At 64.0% G+C, this 15,249-nt stretch carries 15 protein-coding genes; 7 read left to right on the top strand and 8 right to left on the bottom strand.

Annotation, left to right across the window (positions count from 1 at the left end; genetic code table 11):
• Positions 1–34 precede the first annotated feature (34 nt).
• The 5 genes from ABIF91_RS20125 (at position 35) to ABIF91_RS20105 (ending at position 4,840) form a co-directional block, all read left to right on the top strand.
• On the top strand, positions 35–847 hold the full coding sequence (locus ABIF91_RS20125) for an MBL fold metallo-hydrolase (protein ID WP_028179070.1): 813 nt from the start codon (positions 35–37) through the stop codon (positions 845–847).
• A gap of 65 nt (positions 848–912) precedes the next feature.
• Positions 913–1,434 carry a hypothetical protein gene (locus tag ABIF91_RS20120; protein WP_028179071.1) on the top strand — a complete coding sequence of 174 codons (522 nt, stop codon included), beginning with the start codon at positions 913–915 and terminating at the stop codon, positions 1,432–1,434.
• A 118-nt stretch (positions 1,435–1,552) separates the two neighbouring features.
• Entirely contained in the window at positions 1,553–2,617 is a 1,065-nt protein-coding gene (locus ABIF91_RS20115) for an IS630-like element ISRj1 family transposase (RefSeq protein ID WP_011084514.1), read from the top strand.
• Between the two features lie 55 nt (positions 2,618–2,672).
• Complete coding sequence (locus tag ABIF91_RS20110; RefSeq protein WP_026192128.1) at positions 2,673–3,737, top strand: IS630-like element ISRj1 family transposase; 1,065 nt, start codon at positions 2,673–2,675, stop codon at positions 3,735–3,737.
• A gap of 50 nt (positions 3,738–3,787) precedes the next feature.
• Positions 3,788–4,840, top strand: a complete 1,053-nt coding sequence (locus ABIF91_RS20105) for an amidohydrolase family protein (RefSeq protein WP_035671799.1) — start codon at positions 3,788–3,790, stop codon at positions 4,838–4,840.
• An 82-nt stretch (positions 4,841–4,922) separates the two neighbouring features.
• On the opposite strand, the gene ABIF91_RS20100 is transcribed toward ABIF91_RS20105, so the two are convergent.
• The 4 genes from ABIF91_RS20100 to ABIF91_RS20085 all read right to left on the bottom strand — a co-directional run bounded on the left by ABIF91_RS20100 (position 4,923) and on the right by ABIF91_RS20085 (position 9,087).
• Entirely contained in the window at positions 4,923–5,378 is a 456-nt protein-coding gene (locus ABIF91_RS20100) for a cupin domain-containing protein (RefSeq protein WP_028179073.1), read from the bottom strand.
• 412 nt (positions 5,379–5,790) lie between these two features.
• Positions 5,791–7,047, bottom strand: coding sequence for an aminopeptidase (locus tag ABIF91_RS20095; protein WP_028179074.1), 1,257 nt, complete (start codon positions 7,045–7,047; stop codon positions 5,791–5,793).
• A gap of 113 nt (positions 7,048–7,160) precedes the next feature.
• Positions 7,161–8,522, bottom strand: a complete 1,362-nt coding sequence (gene pcaB / locus ABIF91_RS20090; protein ID WP_028179075.1) for a 3-carboxy-cis,cis-muconate cycloisomerase — start codon at positions 8,520–8,522, stop codon at positions 7,161–7,163.
• Between the two features lie 124 nt (positions 8,523–8,646).
• Positions 8,647–9,087 (bottom strand): hypothetical protein, encoded by a 441-nt coding sequence (locus ABIF91_RS20085; protein ID WP_424579381.1) that lies wholly within the window; start codon positions 9,085–9,087, stop codon positions 8,647–8,649.
• On the opposite strand from ABIF91_RS20085, the gene ABIF91_RS20080 reads away from it, so the two are divergent.
• Entirely contained in the window at positions 9,031–10,476 is a 1,446-nt protein-coding gene (locus ABIF91_RS20080; RefSeq protein WP_424579325.1) for a winged helix-turn-helix domain-containing tetratricopeptide repeat protein, read from the top strand. The genes ABIF91_RS20085 and ABIF91_RS20080 overlap by 57 nt on opposite strands.
• Before the next feature lie 158 nt (positions 10,477–10,634).
• Here ABIF91_RS20080 and ABIF91_RS20075 read toward each other — a convergent pair whose 3' ends face one another.
• The 4 genes from ABIF91_RS20075 to ABIF91_RS20060 form a co-directional block, all read right to left on the bottom strand.
• A complete protein-coding gene (locus ABIF91_RS20075) occupies positions 10,635–11,318 on the bottom strand; it encodes a hypothetical protein (protein ID WP_028179077.1) in 684 nt (227 codons plus the stop codon).
• An 88-nt stretch (positions 11,319–11,406) separates the two neighbouring features.
• Positions 11,407–12,120, bottom strand: a complete 714-nt coding sequence (locus tag ABIF91_RS20070) for a hypothetical protein (RefSeq protein ID WP_028179078.1) — start codon at positions 12,118–12,120, stop codon at positions 11,407–11,409.
• A 134-nt stretch (positions 12,121–12,254) separates the two neighbouring features.
• Positions 12,255–12,503: a hypothetical protein gene (locus ABIF91_RS20065; RefSeq protein WP_028179079.1), complete on the bottom strand. Its 249-nt coding sequence runs from the start codon at positions 12,501–12,503 to the stop codon at positions 12,255–12,257.
• Between the two features lie 100 nt (positions 12,504–12,603).
• A complete protein-coding gene (locus ABIF91_RS20060; protein ID WP_028179080.1) occupies positions 12,604–13,575 on the bottom strand; it encodes an NAD(P)H-dependent flavin oxidoreductase in 972 nt (323 codons plus the stop codon).
• Positions 13,576–13,682: 107 nt separating this feature from the next.
• Here ABIF91_RS20060 and ABIF91_RS20055 point away from each other — a divergent pair, with 107 nt between their 5' ends.
• Positions 13,683–15,245: an AMP-binding protein gene (locus ABIF91_RS20055; RefSeq protein WP_424579324.1), complete on the top strand. Its 1,563-nt coding sequence runs from the start codon at positions 13,683–13,685 to the stop codon at positions 15,243–15,245.
• Positions 15,246–15,249: the final 4 nt, after the last annotated feature.

Here is a 15,249-nt window from a genome sequence, read left to right as displayed (position 1 = left end):
CTAGACTTGTTCCGAAGTCATCGGGGACGGATTCATGCGGCGACTGGTTTCGGCGGCCCTTGCGCTGTTCGGCGCAATCCTCTCACCTGCCCTCGCCCAGCAGCCACAGCGCAGCGAATGCCTGGCGATGGCCAATGCGGCGCCGCGGATCATGCCAGTCGTCTTCAGGCAGGCGGCGACTGCGGCCGAGGTCGAGATAACCTATGCCGGCCATTCCACCTATTTCATCGACACGCCCGCCGGCTTGCGCATCGCGACCGACTATAGCGGCGCATACCAGGTGGGACGGCTGCCCGATGTCGTGACCATGAACCGGGCGCACAGCACGCACTATTCCTTGTATCCAGACAAGCGAATTCCCCATGTGCTGCATGGCTGGGCCGATGACGGCAAGCCGGCGATCGTGTCGGAGCGCATCGGCGACACCTTCATCCGCAACGTCACGACGGACATCCGCCGCTATTTCGGCGACGATGCCGGCAGCGACATGATCCGCGACGGCAATTCCATCTTCATCTTCGAGGCGGCCGGCCTCTGCATCGGCCATCTCGGCCACCTTCACCACAAGCTGGACGACAGCCATTTCGCCCAGATCGGACGGCTCGACATCGTGATGGTGCCGATCGACGGCACCTACACCATGTCGCTGGACGGCATCTCCGAGATCACCAAACGGCTGCGCGCCTCCGTGGTGCTGCCGATGCACCGCTTCGCCACCCCGCTCGACGACTTCATGCGCCGGATCGGCCAGCAGTTCGAGATCGACCGGCGCCTCGAGCGATCGTTCCGGATGTCGCGGGATGCGCTGCCGCCAAAGCCGACCGTGATCATCCTCGACGGGGTCTGAGGCGCAATTTTCTCCAAGCCGGCTGTCGGCCTTTGGTGCTGATCTCCCCGCGACTGGAGATCGACATGACCGACTTTGCGAGATTGTTGCACGCGGACGGACCGAATCCCGAGCACGCTGCGGCGCTTCGGCTTTACGGCCGCTTCGTCGGCGACTGGGATGCCGAGATCACGGCCCATGGACCCGGCGGAACGAAACACGTAGCGCCCGGCGAGATCCATTTTGGCTGGGTGCTGGAAGGGCGCGCCGTGCAGGACGTCTGGATCATCCCCCGCGCCGCAGGCGGGGCGGCCTTCCCGATCGCCGGAAACTGGTACGGCACGACGCTGCGTGTCTACGACCCCACCATTGCCGCGTGGCGGATCTCCTGGTTCGATCCCGGCCGCAGCGTGTTCCGCCAGCAGATCGGCCGTCCGCGCGGTGAGGACATCGTGCAGGAAGGCTCGACCGAAGCCGGCGAACTGACGCGGTGGAGCTTTACCGAGATCACGGACGACTTCTTTCACTGGCTCGGCGAATCCAAACCGGCCGCCGCACCCGATTGGCGCCTCGTGGTCGATGTGAGGGCGAAGCGACGCAAGGGCTGACGAAAGCGCCGCCGTGCTCGCGGCGACGGACGCGGTTGCAGAACACGCGCTGCTGCGTGAAGAGATCAGATGCTAGTACCCACTTTTCTTGGAACGTGAGTCGTGATTCAAGGTCGGGATGATACCCGAAGCAAGAGAAGTCCACCTTTCGAGGAAAGATCGCAAGGTGCTTGAGGCGTGCTGTCGCTCACCGGTGACGTTGCAGCGCGATTTGAAGCGGGCGCGGATAGTTCTGTTGGCGGCGGATGGGCGCAGCACCCGGTCGATCGCCAAGGAAGTTGGGGTCCAGCCGCGGATTGTCAGCCTTTGGCGGCATCGCTATGCCGACCATGGCCTTGAAGGGCTGCAAGACAAGCCGCGGCCTGGCAAGCAGCCGATCTATACGAAGACGACCGACAAGCGGATTCTGAAGCTGCTGGATAAGCCGCCACCGCAAGGGTTTGCGCGCTGGACCGGCCCCCTGCTGGCCGAGGCGCTGGGCGATGTCGATGTCCAATATGTCTGGCGGTTCCTGCGCAGCCACAAGATTGACCTGGTGGCTCGCAAGTCCTGGTGCGAGAGCAACGACCCGAACTTTACGGCCAAAGCCGCCGATGTTGTCGGCCTCTATGTCGCGCCGCCGGCGAAGGCCATTGTGCTGTGCGTGGACGAGAAGCCCTCGATCCAGGCTTTGGAGCGAGCGCAGGGTTATCTGAAGTTGCCCAATGGCCGCGCCTTGACCGGCCAAAGCCACGATTACAAGCGGCATGGCACCACAACATTGTTTGCGGCGCTCGAAGTCGCCACCGGAAAGATCATCGCGACCCATTCAAAACGCCGGCGCCGCGTCGAGTTTCTCGATTTCATGAACAGCGTCACCGCGACTTTTCCGAACCGCAAGCTTCACGTCATCCTCGACAACCTCAACACCCATAAAAAGAACGAGGACTGGCTCAAGGCCCACCCCAACGTGCAATTTCATTTCACGCCGACAAGTGCGTCATGGCTCAATCAGGTCGAAGTATGGTTTTCCATCTTGCAGGGGCAGTCGCTCAGCGGCACCTCCTTCACGAGCCTCAAGCAGCTTCAGGAACACATCGATGCCTACGTCAACGCATACAACGACAGAGCCGAGCCCTTCGTCTGGACCAAGAAAAAGGTCCGTCAACGCCGTTTCAAAGGCCGCCGTATCACTCAGCTCTGATTCCGGGTACTAGTACCCACTTTTCTTGGAACGTGAGTCGTGATTCAAGGTCGGGATGATACCCGAAGCAAGAGAAGTCCACCTTTCGAGGAAAGATCGCAAGGTGCTTGAGGCGTGCTGTCGCTCACCGGTGACGTTGCAGCGCGATTTGAAGCGGGCGCGGATAGTTCTGTTGGCGGCGGATGGGCGCAGCACCCGGTCGATCGCCAAGGAAGTTGGGGTCCAGCCGCGGATTGTCAGCCTTTGGCGGCATCGCTATGCCGACCATGGCCTTGAAGGGCTGCAAGACAAGCCGCGGCCTGGCAAGCAGCCGATCTATACGAAGACGACCGACAAGCGGATTCTGAAGCTGCTGGATAAGCCGCCACCGCAAGGGTTTGCGCGCTGGACCGGCCCCCTGCTGGCCGAGGCGCTGGGCGATGTCGATGTCCAATATGTCTGGCGGTTCCTGCGCAGCCACAAGATTGACCTGGTGGCTCGCAAGTCCTGGTGCGAGAGCAACGACCCGAACTTTACGGCCAAAGCCGCCGATGTTGTCGGCCTCTATGTCGCGCCGCCGGCGAAGGCCATTGTGCTGTGCGTGGACGAGAAGCCCTCGATCCAGGCTTTGGAGCGAGCGCAGGGTTATCTGAAGTTGCCCAATGGCCGCGCCTTGACCGGCCAAAGCCACGATTACAAGCGGCATGGCACCACAACATTGTTTGCGGCGCTCGAAGTCGCCACCGGAAAGATCATCGCGACCCATTCAAAACGCCGGCGCCGCGTCGAGTTTCTCGATTTCATGAACAGCGTCACCGCGGCTTTTCCGAACCGCAAGCTTCACGTCATCCTCGACAACCTCAACACCCATAAAAAGAACGAGGACTGGCTCAAGGCCCACCCCAACGTGCAATTTCATTTCACGCCGACAAGTGCGTCATGGCTCAATCAGGTCGAAGTATGGTTTTCCATCTTGCAGGGGCAGTCGCTCAGCGGCACCTCCTTCACGAGCCTCAAGCAGCTTCAGGAACACATCGATGCCTACGTCAACGCATACAACGACAGAGCCGAGCCCTTCGTCTGGACCAAGAAAAAGGTCCGTCAACGCCGTTTCAAAGGCCGCCGTATCACTCAGCTCTGATTCCGGGTACTAGGCTCCTTCCACAAGAAACATAGAGGGAGCGAACGCCGATGGCCGCAAGCGGTCTGCCCGCCAACACGAGCGGGCTATTCGTCGAGCCGCGCGAGGACTGGCTCGCGCTGCACCAGGAGGAAATCATCGATCCGGCGCGGCCGATCGTCGATCCCCACCACCATCTCTGGAATCGCGGCCATCGCTATCTGATCGAGGAGATGGCCGCCGACATCGCGTCCGGCCACAACGTCATCGCCACCGTCTATGTCGATTGCCGCTCGATGTATCGCGCACACGGACCTGAGGCATTCCGGCCCGTCGGCGAAGTCGAGTTCGCCAACGGCGTCGCAGCGATGAGCGCCAGCGGAGCTTACGGCCCGGCCGCGATCTGCGCCGGTATCGTCAGCCACGCCAATCTTCTGCTGGGAGACGCCGCCAAGCCGGTGCTGGAAGCCGAGATCGCGGCGGGCAATGGCCGCTTCCGCGGCATCAGGCATTCCTCGGCCTGGGACGAAGACCCTGTCGTCGCCGGCATGTATGCGAACAGGCCGAAGGAGCTGTTGCAGGATCCGAGCTTTCGCAAGGGCTTTGCCTGTCTGGCGCCGCTGAACCTCAGCTTCGATGCCTGGCTGTTCCATCCACAGATCGGCGAACTGACCGAGCTGGCGCGCGCCTTCCCCGATACCAGGATCGTGCTCGATCATTGCGGCGGCCCAGCCGGCGTCGGTCGCTTTGCGGGCCGTCGCGAGGAGGTGTTTCCGCAATGGCGCGCGTCGATCCAGGAGATCGCGACGTGCGAGAACGTCGTGGTGAAGCTCGGCGGGCTCGCAATGTGCCTGCTCGGCTACGATTTCCATCTACGCGAGAGACCGCCGTCATCCGAGGAGCTTGCCGCGGCATGGCGCCCCTATATCGAGACCTGTATCGAGGCATTCGGCGTGAAGCGAGCGATGTTCGAGAGCAATTTCCCGCCGGACAAGGGCCAGTGCAGCTACCAGGTGATCTTCAACGCGTTCAAGCGTATCGCCTCGCCCTTGAGCGAGGCCGAGAAGACGGCGCTGTTCTCGCAGACCGCGATCGACGTCTACCGGCTCGAGCTGCCGTCATGACGAAAAGAGGGGCCGGGATGTTGATCCCGCCCCCTCTTCATCGTGGCCGCTGGGAAGCGTCCTTGAAACTTTCTTGTCAGCTTTAGCCGGCACCCATCAGCGAGGCCGGTTGGCGTTCGCCGGTGGAAGCGAACATCTTCTTCAGCTTGTTGACGACGCGGATCAGGAAGCCGATCATCACCGGATTGGTCTTGCGGCAGAACGCGATCTTCTTGACGTGCCCTTCGACATGCCATTTGGCATGCGCGCCATCACGGAAGAAAATGACATCGCCGGGGCCGTAGCGCTTGGGCGGCATGCCGTCGCTTTCGAGCACGATCGATCCTTCCATGATCATGATCGTCTCGTCGATGTCGTAGTACCAGTTGAAGCGCCCCTCGGTGCAGGACCAGATGATTGTCTGGGCGGTGCCGTCGGCGCTGGTCGACAGGACACGCGAACGGGATACCGGATCGCCCTCGATGATCCAGGACGGCTCGATCGGCCGCAGCTCGAGGTCCACATTGCAACTACCGACTTCAATCAACGCGCGCGACATCTGCTTCCTCGGGAAATGATATTTGGGGCCAGATCCCGGCCCGGACTGTTTCGAAAGATGCCCGGACGCTAGTGTTCCGTTTTTAATTCTTTCTTACGCCGGCTTCGAGAATCAGCGGGAAGCGGCCAGTGCAAACCGGTTAACGTCCCGATTCCCTTGCAAATCCGCCCACATGACCCGGTCCTCTCCCGGGTGCGACAAAATGCGCGAAGGCACTGGAGCGGAGCCCGCCAATGGCTCTACGCCCGAGGCTCTGGTAGCCGGCTCCGGCTGCGCGCTCGCGTTGCGTCCGCCGCAGGATGCGCACCAGGGCTCTCGAACGAACCGCGCGGGAACTGAGACCGGTAGATGGGCGCAGCGAGAACCTGTCGCCGCCGCGCTCACCCTCTCCCTTCGAAGAGAGTCACGCCGGCTATTTCGCCCATTCGCCCTTGCGGAACACGGGCACCTTGCTGCCGTCGGCCAAAATGCCGTCGATGTCGGTCTCGGCCGAGCCGATCATCCAGTCGATATGGATCAGGCTCTGGTTGCCGCCTTGCGCCGCGATCTGCTGCGGCGTGAGCTGGGCGCCGTTGACGAAGCATTTCGAATAGCACTGGCCGAGCGCGATGTGAGACGCTGCGTTCTCGTCGAACAACGTGTTGTAGAACAACAGGCCGCTCTGGGAGATCGGCGAGGAATGCGGCACCAGCGCCACTTCGCCGAGGCGCCGCGCGCCCTCGTCGGTGTCGAGCACCTTGTTCAGCACCTCCGCGCCGCGCGAGGCCTTTGCGTCGACGATCTTGCCGTCCTCGAAGCGCACGGCGATGTTGTCGATCAGCGTGCCCTGATAGGACAGCGGCTTCGAGCTCACGACATGGCCGTAGACGCGACGGCAATGCGGCGTGGTGAAGACCTCTTCGGTCGGGATATTGGCGTTGCAACTGATGCCGTTCTTGGAGAGCGAGGCGCCGCCTTCCCATTCGTGGCCGTCGGCAAGGCCGATGGTGAGATCGGTGCCGGGACCCGAATATTGCAGCGCGCGAAAGCGCTGGCCGTTGAGCCAGTTGGTGCGCTCGCGCAGCACCGCATTGTGGCTTGCCCAATTGCCCATCGCGTCCTCGCGATCGACTCGGGACGCTGCAAAAATCGCATCCGCGAGCTTGCCGACCGCGACGTCCTCGGGATCATCAGGGAACACCAGCTTCGCCCAGGACGGGCTCGGATAGGCGATGATGTTCCAGTTGGTGTCGAAGTTGACGATCTTCTCCAGCGCGGGCTGATAGGCCATCGAATTCGCCTTGCTCGCGCGCGCCACCTTGGACGGATCCTCGCCCGACAGCAGCATCGGGTTGTCGCCGACGATGGCGAGCCGTGGGGTGTTGTCCGAGAAGGCCTTGGCCATGCCCTCGTAGAGCCAGCCGGCGGCACGATCGAAACTGGCGTCATGGCCGTGGCGGTAGCGTGCCAGCGTCATCTCCTCATCCGACAGAATCGGCGTCACGAGACCGGCGCCCGCCTTGTAGGCATGCACGGCGATCCGCCGCACCAGCGGCAGCGCAATCGCCGGCGCCGTCAGAAGCAGATCCTGTCCCGGCCGCAAGCCCAGGCCCACCTTCACCGCCACCTCGGCCAGCCGGTCGAGCTTCGCGGGATCGATGGGAGTGGAGGTGTTGCGTTGATCAGTCATGCCGGGCCCTCTGCCGAAAGTCTCTCGCTCAATCTAAGTCTAGCATCGCAAGACACAAGTGTGCGAGCGTCCTGCAACGCACGAAAGATACGCAGTTTCACGCATTTTGGTTTTCAACGCGTTGCCGATTTCAGCACCCGGTCGACCATGGCGGGCGCGAGTCCGAGGTAATTTTTCGGTGAGGTAAGTGCCTCGATCGTGGCACGGTCGATGCGGCTCGATATCCGTGAATCTGCGGACAGCGCATCGGCAAGGCTGATTCCCTTCTCGTTGGCCTGACGGCATGCATCATACACCGCGTCATGCGCCTCCTGCCGCCCGATCTGCGGCGCCAGCCCCATCATGACCGCTTCGGCCACAATCAGGCCGCGGCTGATGGCGAGATTGTCGTTCATCTTCGCCTCGTCCACGATGAGACCTGCGAGCGCAAATTTCGCCTGATGCAGCGCGCCGGCGGTCAGCACGAAGCTTTCGGGGATCGCCATCCATTCGGCGTGCCAGGGACCCGTGGCGCGCTCGAAATCCTGCACCATGGCGTCGAGCATCAGGCCTGCGTGCTGGCGCACCGCCTTGGACGCCGCAAGCATCAGTTCGGAGGAGATCGGGTTGCGCTTCTGCGGCATGGTCGAAGAGGCGCCGCGCCCCTTGACGAAGGGCTCGTAGACCTCGGCAAACTCGGTCGAGGCCATGATCATGATGTCGAGCGCGATCTTGCCGAGCGAACCGGTGATCAGGGCGAGGAAGTTCACCGCCTCCGCAAAGCCGTCGCGCGCGACGTGCCAGGTCGAGGCGGGAACGCCGAGCTTCAGCTCGGCACAGAGCGCCGCCTGCACCTCAAATCCCTTGTCGCCAAGCGAGGCCAGCGTGCCGGCAGCGCCGGCGAACTGGCCGACCAGAACGCGCGGCTTCATTTGCGCCAGACGCTCGGCATGGCGGTCGAACATCGCGAGCCAGATCGCGGTCTTGTAGCCGAAGGTCACCGGCAGCGCCTGCTGGAGATGGGTTCGGCCCGCCATCGCCGTGTCGCGATGGCGCTTCGAGAGGTCGGCAAGGATCCTGCGCAGCTCGGCGATGTCGCGATCGACGATATCGAGCGCGGCGCGCAGCTGCAGCACCACGGCGGTGTCCATGATGTCCTGCGTGGTCGCGCCCCAATGCACGTAGCGGCCAGCCTCGCCGCATTGCTTCACCATCTGATGCACCAAGGGGAGGATCGGATAGCCGACGACATCGGTCTCCTGCCTGAGCAGATCGAAATCGAGCGCGGCGACGTCGGTCCGCGCCGCGATCGCCGCGGCCGCCTCTTGCGGGATCACGCCGCACTTCGCTTCCGCCTTCGCCAGCGCCACCTCGACCTCGGCATAGCGCACGACCGTCGCGACGTCGGAGAACACCTCGCGCATCTCAGGCGTGCCGAAGGCGTCGCGAAACAGCATGGAGTCGAGCACCGTGGTGGAGGCGGGGAAAGCTGGCATGGGCGCTTCTTCGTGGTTGGTGTTTTGTGTGGCGGCAGCTTACGCAGGCCGCGCATTTCGGCAATGGACATTCACCGTTCGCCACATTTGCCGCGCCACGACATTATGACGGCACGTCAGCCTGTTACTCCGTGATCCCGAGGTGCGAAGCGTGCGATGCGGAGCAACGCACGAGAGCCTCGAAGGATGACGGTGCTGGATCGGCGAGCATGGTCCCGCCCGATCCGCCGACCGCAACATTCCAGCTGCGGTTGTATTCCCCTCCGAGACCGGCATGGCTGCCATCACGCAATCGCGATGAACCAAGCGCCCCCTTCGACAGACACATGATTTTCGATCCAAATTTCATTTTGTCATTTTGCTTGCCCGATTTCACAATGAGGCCTGAGTTTTCGACGTGCAGTTTCTGTTCCGGGACCACCTTCTGGATACCGACCGGCGCGAGCTGAGCCGCGAGCAGGTTCCCATTGCCGTGGAGCCGCAGGTTTTCGACCTCGTCGTCCACCTCATGCAGAACCGCGACCGGGTGGTCAGCAAGGACGAGTTGATCGACAAGATCTGGCACGGGCGCAGCGTCTCCGAATCCACCCTGACCAGCCGGATCAACGCGGCGCGCAAGGCGATCGGCGACAATGGCGCAAGCCAGACGCTGATCCGCACCATCACTCGCAAGGGTTTTCGCTTCGTCGGTGATGTCCAGACACAGCTCGGCGCGGTCGCACCGGAGCCGGTTCGTGTCGCCCAGAACCAGACAGCCTTCGCGCTGCCCGAGCGGCCCGCGATCGCCGTGCTGCCCTTCACGAATATGAGCGGCGAAGCCGGGCAGGATTATTTCTCCGACGGCATCAGCGAGGACATCATCACCGCGCTGTCGAAGCTGCGATGGTTCTTCGTCGTCGCGCGCAATTCCTCCTTCGTCTACAAGGGCCGCGCCGTGCACATCCACGAGGTCGCGCGGGAACTCGGGGTGCGCTACGTGGTCGAAGGCAGCGTGCGGCGAAGCGGCGAGCGGGTGCGCATCTCGGCCCAGCTCAACGACGTCTCAACCGGGAGCCATCTCTGGGCCGAACGCTACGACCGGGAGCTCGCCGACATCTTCGCCGTGCAGGACGAGATCACCGAGGCGATCGTCGCCGCGATCGAGCCGCAGCTCTATGCCGCCGAAAGCTTCCGAGCCCAGCAGAAGCCTCCGGGCAGCCTGGATGCATGGGACCTCGTGATGCGCGCCCTGTCGCATTACTGGCGCACCACCCGCGAGGACAATGCCGCCGCGCAAGGGCTGCTGGAACAGGCCGTCGCGATCGATCCCGCCTATGGCAAGGCACTGGGCCTGCTTGCGACCAGCCACATGTTCGGCGCGCATATGGGCTGGGCCGACATGGCCGCGACCTTGCCGCTTGCCGAACGTGCGGCGCTCGCGGCGGTGGAGGCCGATCGCGAGGATGCCTGGGCCCATCACGGCCTCGCCTACACCTATCTGTTCCGCCGCCGCTTCGACGACGCGCTGGTGGAATTCGAATTGGCCTTGAGGCTCAACCCGAATTTCGCGATGGCACATGCCTTTCACGGCGTGACGCTTTGCTATGCCGGGCGATGGCAGGACGGCGATGCCGCCGCCCGGCGCGCGCTGCGGCTGAGTCCGCGCGACCCGCTCGCGGCGATCTATTGCGGGGTTGCGGCCTATGCCCGGTTCGTCGGCCGCGACTACGAGGGAGCCGTCCAGATGGCACGGGAATCGATGCGCCAACGCGGAGATTTCGTCGGCGCGCACCGCGTGCTGACGGCCGCCGCCGGCATGCTGGGCGATCCGGCGCTCGCGGCGTCCGCCCTGGAAGGCCTCCTCCGCGCCCAGCCCGAGGTCTCGCTCGCCTGGATCACCCGCGAGCTGCCGATGCTGCGGGAAGAGGACCGTGCGCACTATCTCGAAGGCTTGAGTCGCGCGGGCATGAAGTAATGGCGGGCGACAATGACCGCGGACCTTCTCCCATTGCAGCTGCGATCCTGGGCTAAAGCGCGATGCGATTAGGAAATCGTCGTCGCACTTTAGGTTGTTGTTTAAGCATGATCTTTTCGGAAAACCGCTGCGCACTTTTCCGGATCATGCTTTAGGCGCTATTCGTCATCAGGCCCGAACAGCCTGATCTGCGGAAAGCCGCTGCGTGGGCGGCCCGCATAGTCGCGCGCATCGGAATCTTCGCGGACGTTGCGCGCGACGTCATCCCAATCGGTTCGGTCGCGCATGCCGCGCGGCTCGCGCAATTCATAGTGCCGGCGCTCGGCCCAGCGCTCGCGGCGCTCCGCTCTGCGCCGTTCAGTCGCGACACGCTTCACGTCGGGATCCCTCGCCTTGGCATAGGCATTGTTCGAGGCGGATGACGGCTCGGTCGAGGCCTGCTGCTCGGCAGGTTTTGCTGCCTGTTGTGGCGATGACGGGGGCGGCTTGGACGGCTCGACTGCAGCGGCTTGCGAGGGCTGCGGCGCCGGCGGTTCAGCATTCGCCTTCGTGATTTGCGTGTCAGGCTTTGCGGCTTCAGGCTTTGCTTCGGCCCGCGCGGGCGCTGCGATCATCGCGCCGAAGGCCTGCGAGCCGGTGAGATAGTTCACGCGCTCGGACGGCCCGTTCGCGGTCGCCGGCGTGGCAGCCTCCGTGCGCTGCGCCACCTTGCTGGTGTCCGGGCCCTGCTTGGATGCGACCGGATGCATGATGTTGCCGGCAACGATACCGCCGCCGAGACCAATGGCGATGGCCGCGATGATGGTTCCGGCACCGACAAAATAGGCTGTCGAGGCGCGCATTCGTCCACTCCCTCTTTGGAGCGGGCAACGCGTGGGGATTGCCGGATGTTCCTGATGGCCGCGGCTCCTGAAGCAGGAACCGCGCGGATCAGATCTGCTGCGCGACCTTCTCGAGCCCGATGAGGCGAGCGAGCTTGCGCACTTCTTCCTTCTGGTCGTCACGCAGCTGGAACAACAGCGGCATCGCGGCCGACTTCAACTGCTGCACCTCGTCGCAATTCGGGTCGATCTGCGAACTGGGCGGCGCGTTCGGATTCGACAGCTTGTTCGCCTGGATCTTGCGGGCGACGTTGCGAAGCGCGGTCTCGACCGAGGGCCAGTAATATTCCTGCGACGACGACAGCTTCAGGCGATCCCTGATGCCCGCGATCTGCACGTCGGACAGCAGCGAATAGGCCTTCTGCGGCTGCGGTTTGGCGACGACCTTCGGCTTGGCCGGAACCTCGACGGCAGGAACCTCCGTCGCGGCGGGCGCCTCGTGCGCGCTTGCCTTCGGCATCGGGAAATCGGAGGGCGTGGCGGCGGCGAAGGCCTGACGCAGCGGTTCGGTCAGGACGGGCGCCTGGGAAAGCTTGTCGGCGGCCACCTGGACCGGCTCGATCGCGGCCGAGGCCAGCGCGAGTGTCGGAACCAGACGGTCGGCCTTGGCGGCGCGGTTGGTTGCGAGCGGCTTGGCCGGGGGCGTCTGGTCAATCATCTCGGCGCTGACGCTGGGCACGCTGTCGCGTCCGAGAATGGCGGTGGTGGCGGCGCCGAGGACGAGGAAACAGGTCAGCGCGACGATGGTGATGGCTTTGGACAAACGTCTCTCCGCGTCCGACTTCAAGTCCACGTGATCAGTGCCCCAAAAACTGGGCAATAATTAAGGCTTAACGGTGCCATTGCAGCGGCAAATCGAGCGGACTGCGGCGACATCATCCGAAAAGCCCAAGGAAATCAGGCGGCTGCTGCCAGATCATAGGCGTCCTGGATGTCGGCCACGATCTCCGAGGCCTCCCAGACCGCGCGCGGCTCGACCGATTGCAGTGTCACCGTCCAGTTGCCGCCACGGCGGGTGCGGGGGACGCTGACGATGTCGAAGCGGACGTTGCGGCACAGCGGGTGGCGGGCCAGGGCATGGGCGACGCGGACGCGGATTTCGTCCATCGTCGCAGCTGTCTTGCTGTTGAGAAAATCGAAGTCCATCGCCTGTCCCCTCTCGGTCCTGGTTGGCGGCCGTGAAGGGGATTCTTGGCGGGCGATGGTTAATCTGCCGTTAAGTGCGGGCGCGCAGGGGCGCGCTCGATTAACTGTGATCGGGGCCCGCCTCTCGATATTCCGCACGCGTCCGCGCGACGAGATCGTCGACCGCGAGCACCTCCGTCACCCCAGATGCGGAGTGCCCGGCGCTCCAGATATCGCGCCAGCGCTTCGGCCGGTTCTCGCGCGCGGCGACGTCGATGTCCTTGACGATGTCGATCGCGCCGCGCGCCGGCAGGTCGTCCGGATCAAGTCCGGCGGCGACGATCGACGGCCGCAGCATGCTGGTCTGCAAGCCCGTGAACGCGGTGGTGAGCAGGACGTCGTCGGCGCTGCTCTCGACCAGCATCCGCTTGTAGCGGTCGTCCGCCATGCTCTCCCGCGTCGCAATGAACTTCGTGCCCATATAGGCGAGATCGCAGCCGAGCACTTCCGCCGCATTCAGCGCGTAGCCGTCACTGATGCCGCCCGCCAGCACGATGATGCCGTCGTAGAATGCGCGCACAGCGCGGACGAAGGCGAAGGGGTTGAGCCAGCCGGTCTGCCCGCCCGCGCCCGCCGTGAGCAGCACCAGCCCATCCGCGCCGGCTTCCGCCGCACGCTCGGCGTGGCGGATCGAGGCGACGTCCGCCAGCACCAACGCGCCGGCATCATGGAGCGGACTCAGCACCTGCGCCGGCGATCCGACCGAAGTGATGACGATCTCTGGCCCGTGCCGCAGCAGCACGGCGAGATCCTGCGCGAGCCGCGCATTGGAGCGGTGCACGATCAGGTTCGGACAGAGCGGCGCGACCTTTCGCCCGGTCTGATCTTCGTGCCGTCGCAACCGCGTGCCGATCTCGGTGAGCCATTCATCGAGTTGTTCCGCGCCACGGCAATTCGCGGTGGGAAAGCTGCCGATCACCCCATTGCGGCAGGACGCGACCATGAGCTCGACGCCCGACACCAGAAACATCGGCGCTGCGATCAGCGGCAGCGCGAGACGATCGCGGAAGCGTTGCAGTCGATCCGATGGCATGCATGCCTCCCTGCGCGGGCTTTGTCGTTCCCTCCCGCAGTCTCTGTGCTAGCGTCATCGGCAACATTGGCACGCCAGAAGCCGGTGACAAAGCAACGAGGAAACATATGTCTGATCCGCTCCACGCATCGCCTCCAGCTTGTGCGCAGACGCTACGGGCGCTGTCGCGCTATCCCGACCGTACCGCTTTCGCCTGGCCCGGCGGATCGCTGAGCTATCGGGGTACGATCGACCTGATCGGACGCATCCAGGGCGTGTTCATACGGCTTGGATTGCAGCCCGGCGCGCGCGTCGCCTTCCTCACCGCGAACCGCGCCGATACCTGGTGCGCCGGCGTCGCCGCACAATTGGCACGGCTCTGCATCACCTGGCTGCATCCGCTGGGATCGCTGGAGGACCAGCTGTTCCAGCTCGAGGACTCCGAGGCCGAGATGCTGGTGGTCGATGCGGCCGCCTTCCGCGACCGCGGTGGCGAGCTCGCTGCCAAGGCCGGCCGGCTGAATGCGGTCTTCACCATGGGGCCGGCCGGCTACGGCGTCGATCTGTCGGCCGCCATCGAGAATGCAGGACATGCGAGCCCGCTGTGCCTTGCCGGCCCCGACGATCTCGCCACGCTGAACTACACCGGCGGCACCACCGGCAAATCCAAGGGCGCGCTACGCTATCACCGCGAGAACGCCGGAGCCGCCGGCGCGATCCTCGCCGACTTCGAGATTCCGGAGGCTGCACGCTATCTCACGGTCGCGCCGATCAGTCACGTCGCCGGGACGAAGGTGCTGCCGACCCTGATGCGCGGCGGCACGGTGCACATGCTGAAGGGATTCGATCCCGAGGCGGTGCTGACGACGATCGCGCGCGAGCGCATCAACTTCACGCTGTTCGTGCCGACCATGATCTATGTGCTGCTCGATCATCCCGCCCTGGAGAAGACCGATTTGTCATCGCTCGAGCTCGTGCTCTATGGCGCCTCCGCGATGTCGCCGAGCCGGCTGCTCGAGGGCATCGAACGCATCGGGCCGGTGTTCTCGCAGCTTTACGGCCAGACCGAATGCTATCCCGTCTCGGTCCTGCGCAAGGCCGACCACGATCCCAAGAACCCGGAGCTGTTCCTGTCCTGCGGCTTCCCGATCGCGGCGTGCGAGGTCAAGATCCTCGACGACAACGACCAGGAAGTGAAGACGGGCGAGCCCGGCGAAATCTGCGTGCGTGCCCCGCATGTGATGGCGGAGTACTGGAAGCGGCCCGACATCACCGCCGAGACGCTGAAGAACGGCTGGGTCCATACCGGCGACATCGCACGCAGGAACGAGCGCGGCTACATGTTCATCCTCGACCGCAAGAAGGACATGATCGTCACCGGCGGCTTCAACATCTTCCCGCGCGAGGTCGAGGACGTGCTGTCGCAGCATGCGGATGTGGCGATGGTGGCGGTCGTCGGCATTCCCGACGAGAAATGGGGCGAGGCCGTCACCGCCATCGTCGTGCCGCGCGAGGGCGCAAGGCCCGATCCGGACGAGCTGATCAACCTGGTCAAGACGCGAAAAGGCTCGGCGCATGCGCCGAAGCAGATCCAGTTCGTCAAGCAATTGCCGATGACCGGCGTCGGCAAGGTCGACAAGAAGGTGCTGCGGGCGGGCTTCTGGAGCGGGCGGGACCGAATGGTGGGATAAGCAC

The organism is Bradyrhizobium sp. USDA 241 (assembly GCF_049739505.1).
Lineage (GTDB): Bacteria > Pseudomonadota > Alphaproteobacteria > Rhizobiales > Xanthobacteraceae > Bradyrhizobium > Bradyrhizobium liaoningense.
This window is presented reverse-complemented; position numbering and strand designations above follow the sequence as displayed.

What these genes read in the sequence shown, in the direction of transcription:
- ABIF91_RS20125 (WP_028179070.1), top strand. Translation starts at nt 35, where the DNA reads ATGCGGCGACTGGTTTCGGCGGCCCTTGCGCTGTTCGGCGCAATCCTC.
- ABIF91_RS20120 (WP_028179071.1), top strand. Translation starts at nt 913, where the DNA reads ATGACCGACTTTGCGAGATTGTTGCACGCGGACGGACCGAATCCCGAG.
- ABIF91_RS20115 (WP_011084514.1), top strand. Translation starts at nt 1,553, where the DNA reads ATGATACCCGAAGCAAGAGAAGTCCACCTTTCGAGGAAAGATCGCAAG.
- ABIF91_RS20110 (WP_026192128.1), top strand. Translation starts at nt 2,673, where the DNA reads ATGATACCCGAAGCAAGAGAAGTCCACCTTTCGAGGAAAGATCGCAAG.
- ABIF91_RS20105 (WP_035671799.1), top strand. Translation starts at nt 3,788, where the DNA reads ATGGCCGCAAGCGGTCTGCCCGCCAACACGAGCGGGCTATTCGTCGAG.
- ABIF91_RS20100 (WP_028179073.1), bottom strand. Translation starts at nt 5,378, where the DNA reads ATGTCGCGCGCGTTGATTGAAGTCGGTAGTTGCAATGTGGACCTCGAG.
- ABIF91_RS20095 (WP_028179074.1), bottom strand. Translation starts at nt 7,047, where the DNA reads ATGACTGATCAACGCAACACCTCCACTCCCATCGATCCCGCGAAGCTC.
- pcaB (WP_028179075.1), bottom strand. Translation starts at nt 8,522, where the DNA reads ATGCCAGCTTTCCCCGCCTCCACCACGGTGCTCGACTCCATGCTGTTT.
- ABIF91_RS20080 (WP_424579325.1), top strand. Translation starts at nt 9,031, where the DNA reads ATGCAGAACCGCGACCGGGTGGTCAGCAAGGACGAGTTGATCGACAAG.
- ABIF91_RS20075 (WP_028179077.1), bottom strand. Translation starts at nt 11,318, where the DNA reads ATGCGCGCCTCGACAGCCTATTTTGTCGGTGCCGGAACCATCATCGCG.
- ABIF91_RS20065 (WP_028179079.1), bottom strand. Translation starts at nt 12,503, where the DNA reads ATGGACTTCGATTTTCTCAACAGCAAGACAGCTGCGACGATGGACGAA.
- ABIF91_RS20060 (WP_028179080.1), bottom strand. Translation starts at nt 13,575, where the DNA reads ATGCCATCGGATCGACTGCAACGCTTCCGCGATCGTCTCGCGCTGCCG.
- ABIF91_RS20055 (WP_424579324.1), top strand. Translation starts at nt 13,683, where the DNA reads ATGTCTGATCCGCTCCACGCATCGCCTCCAGCTTGTGCGCAGACGCTA.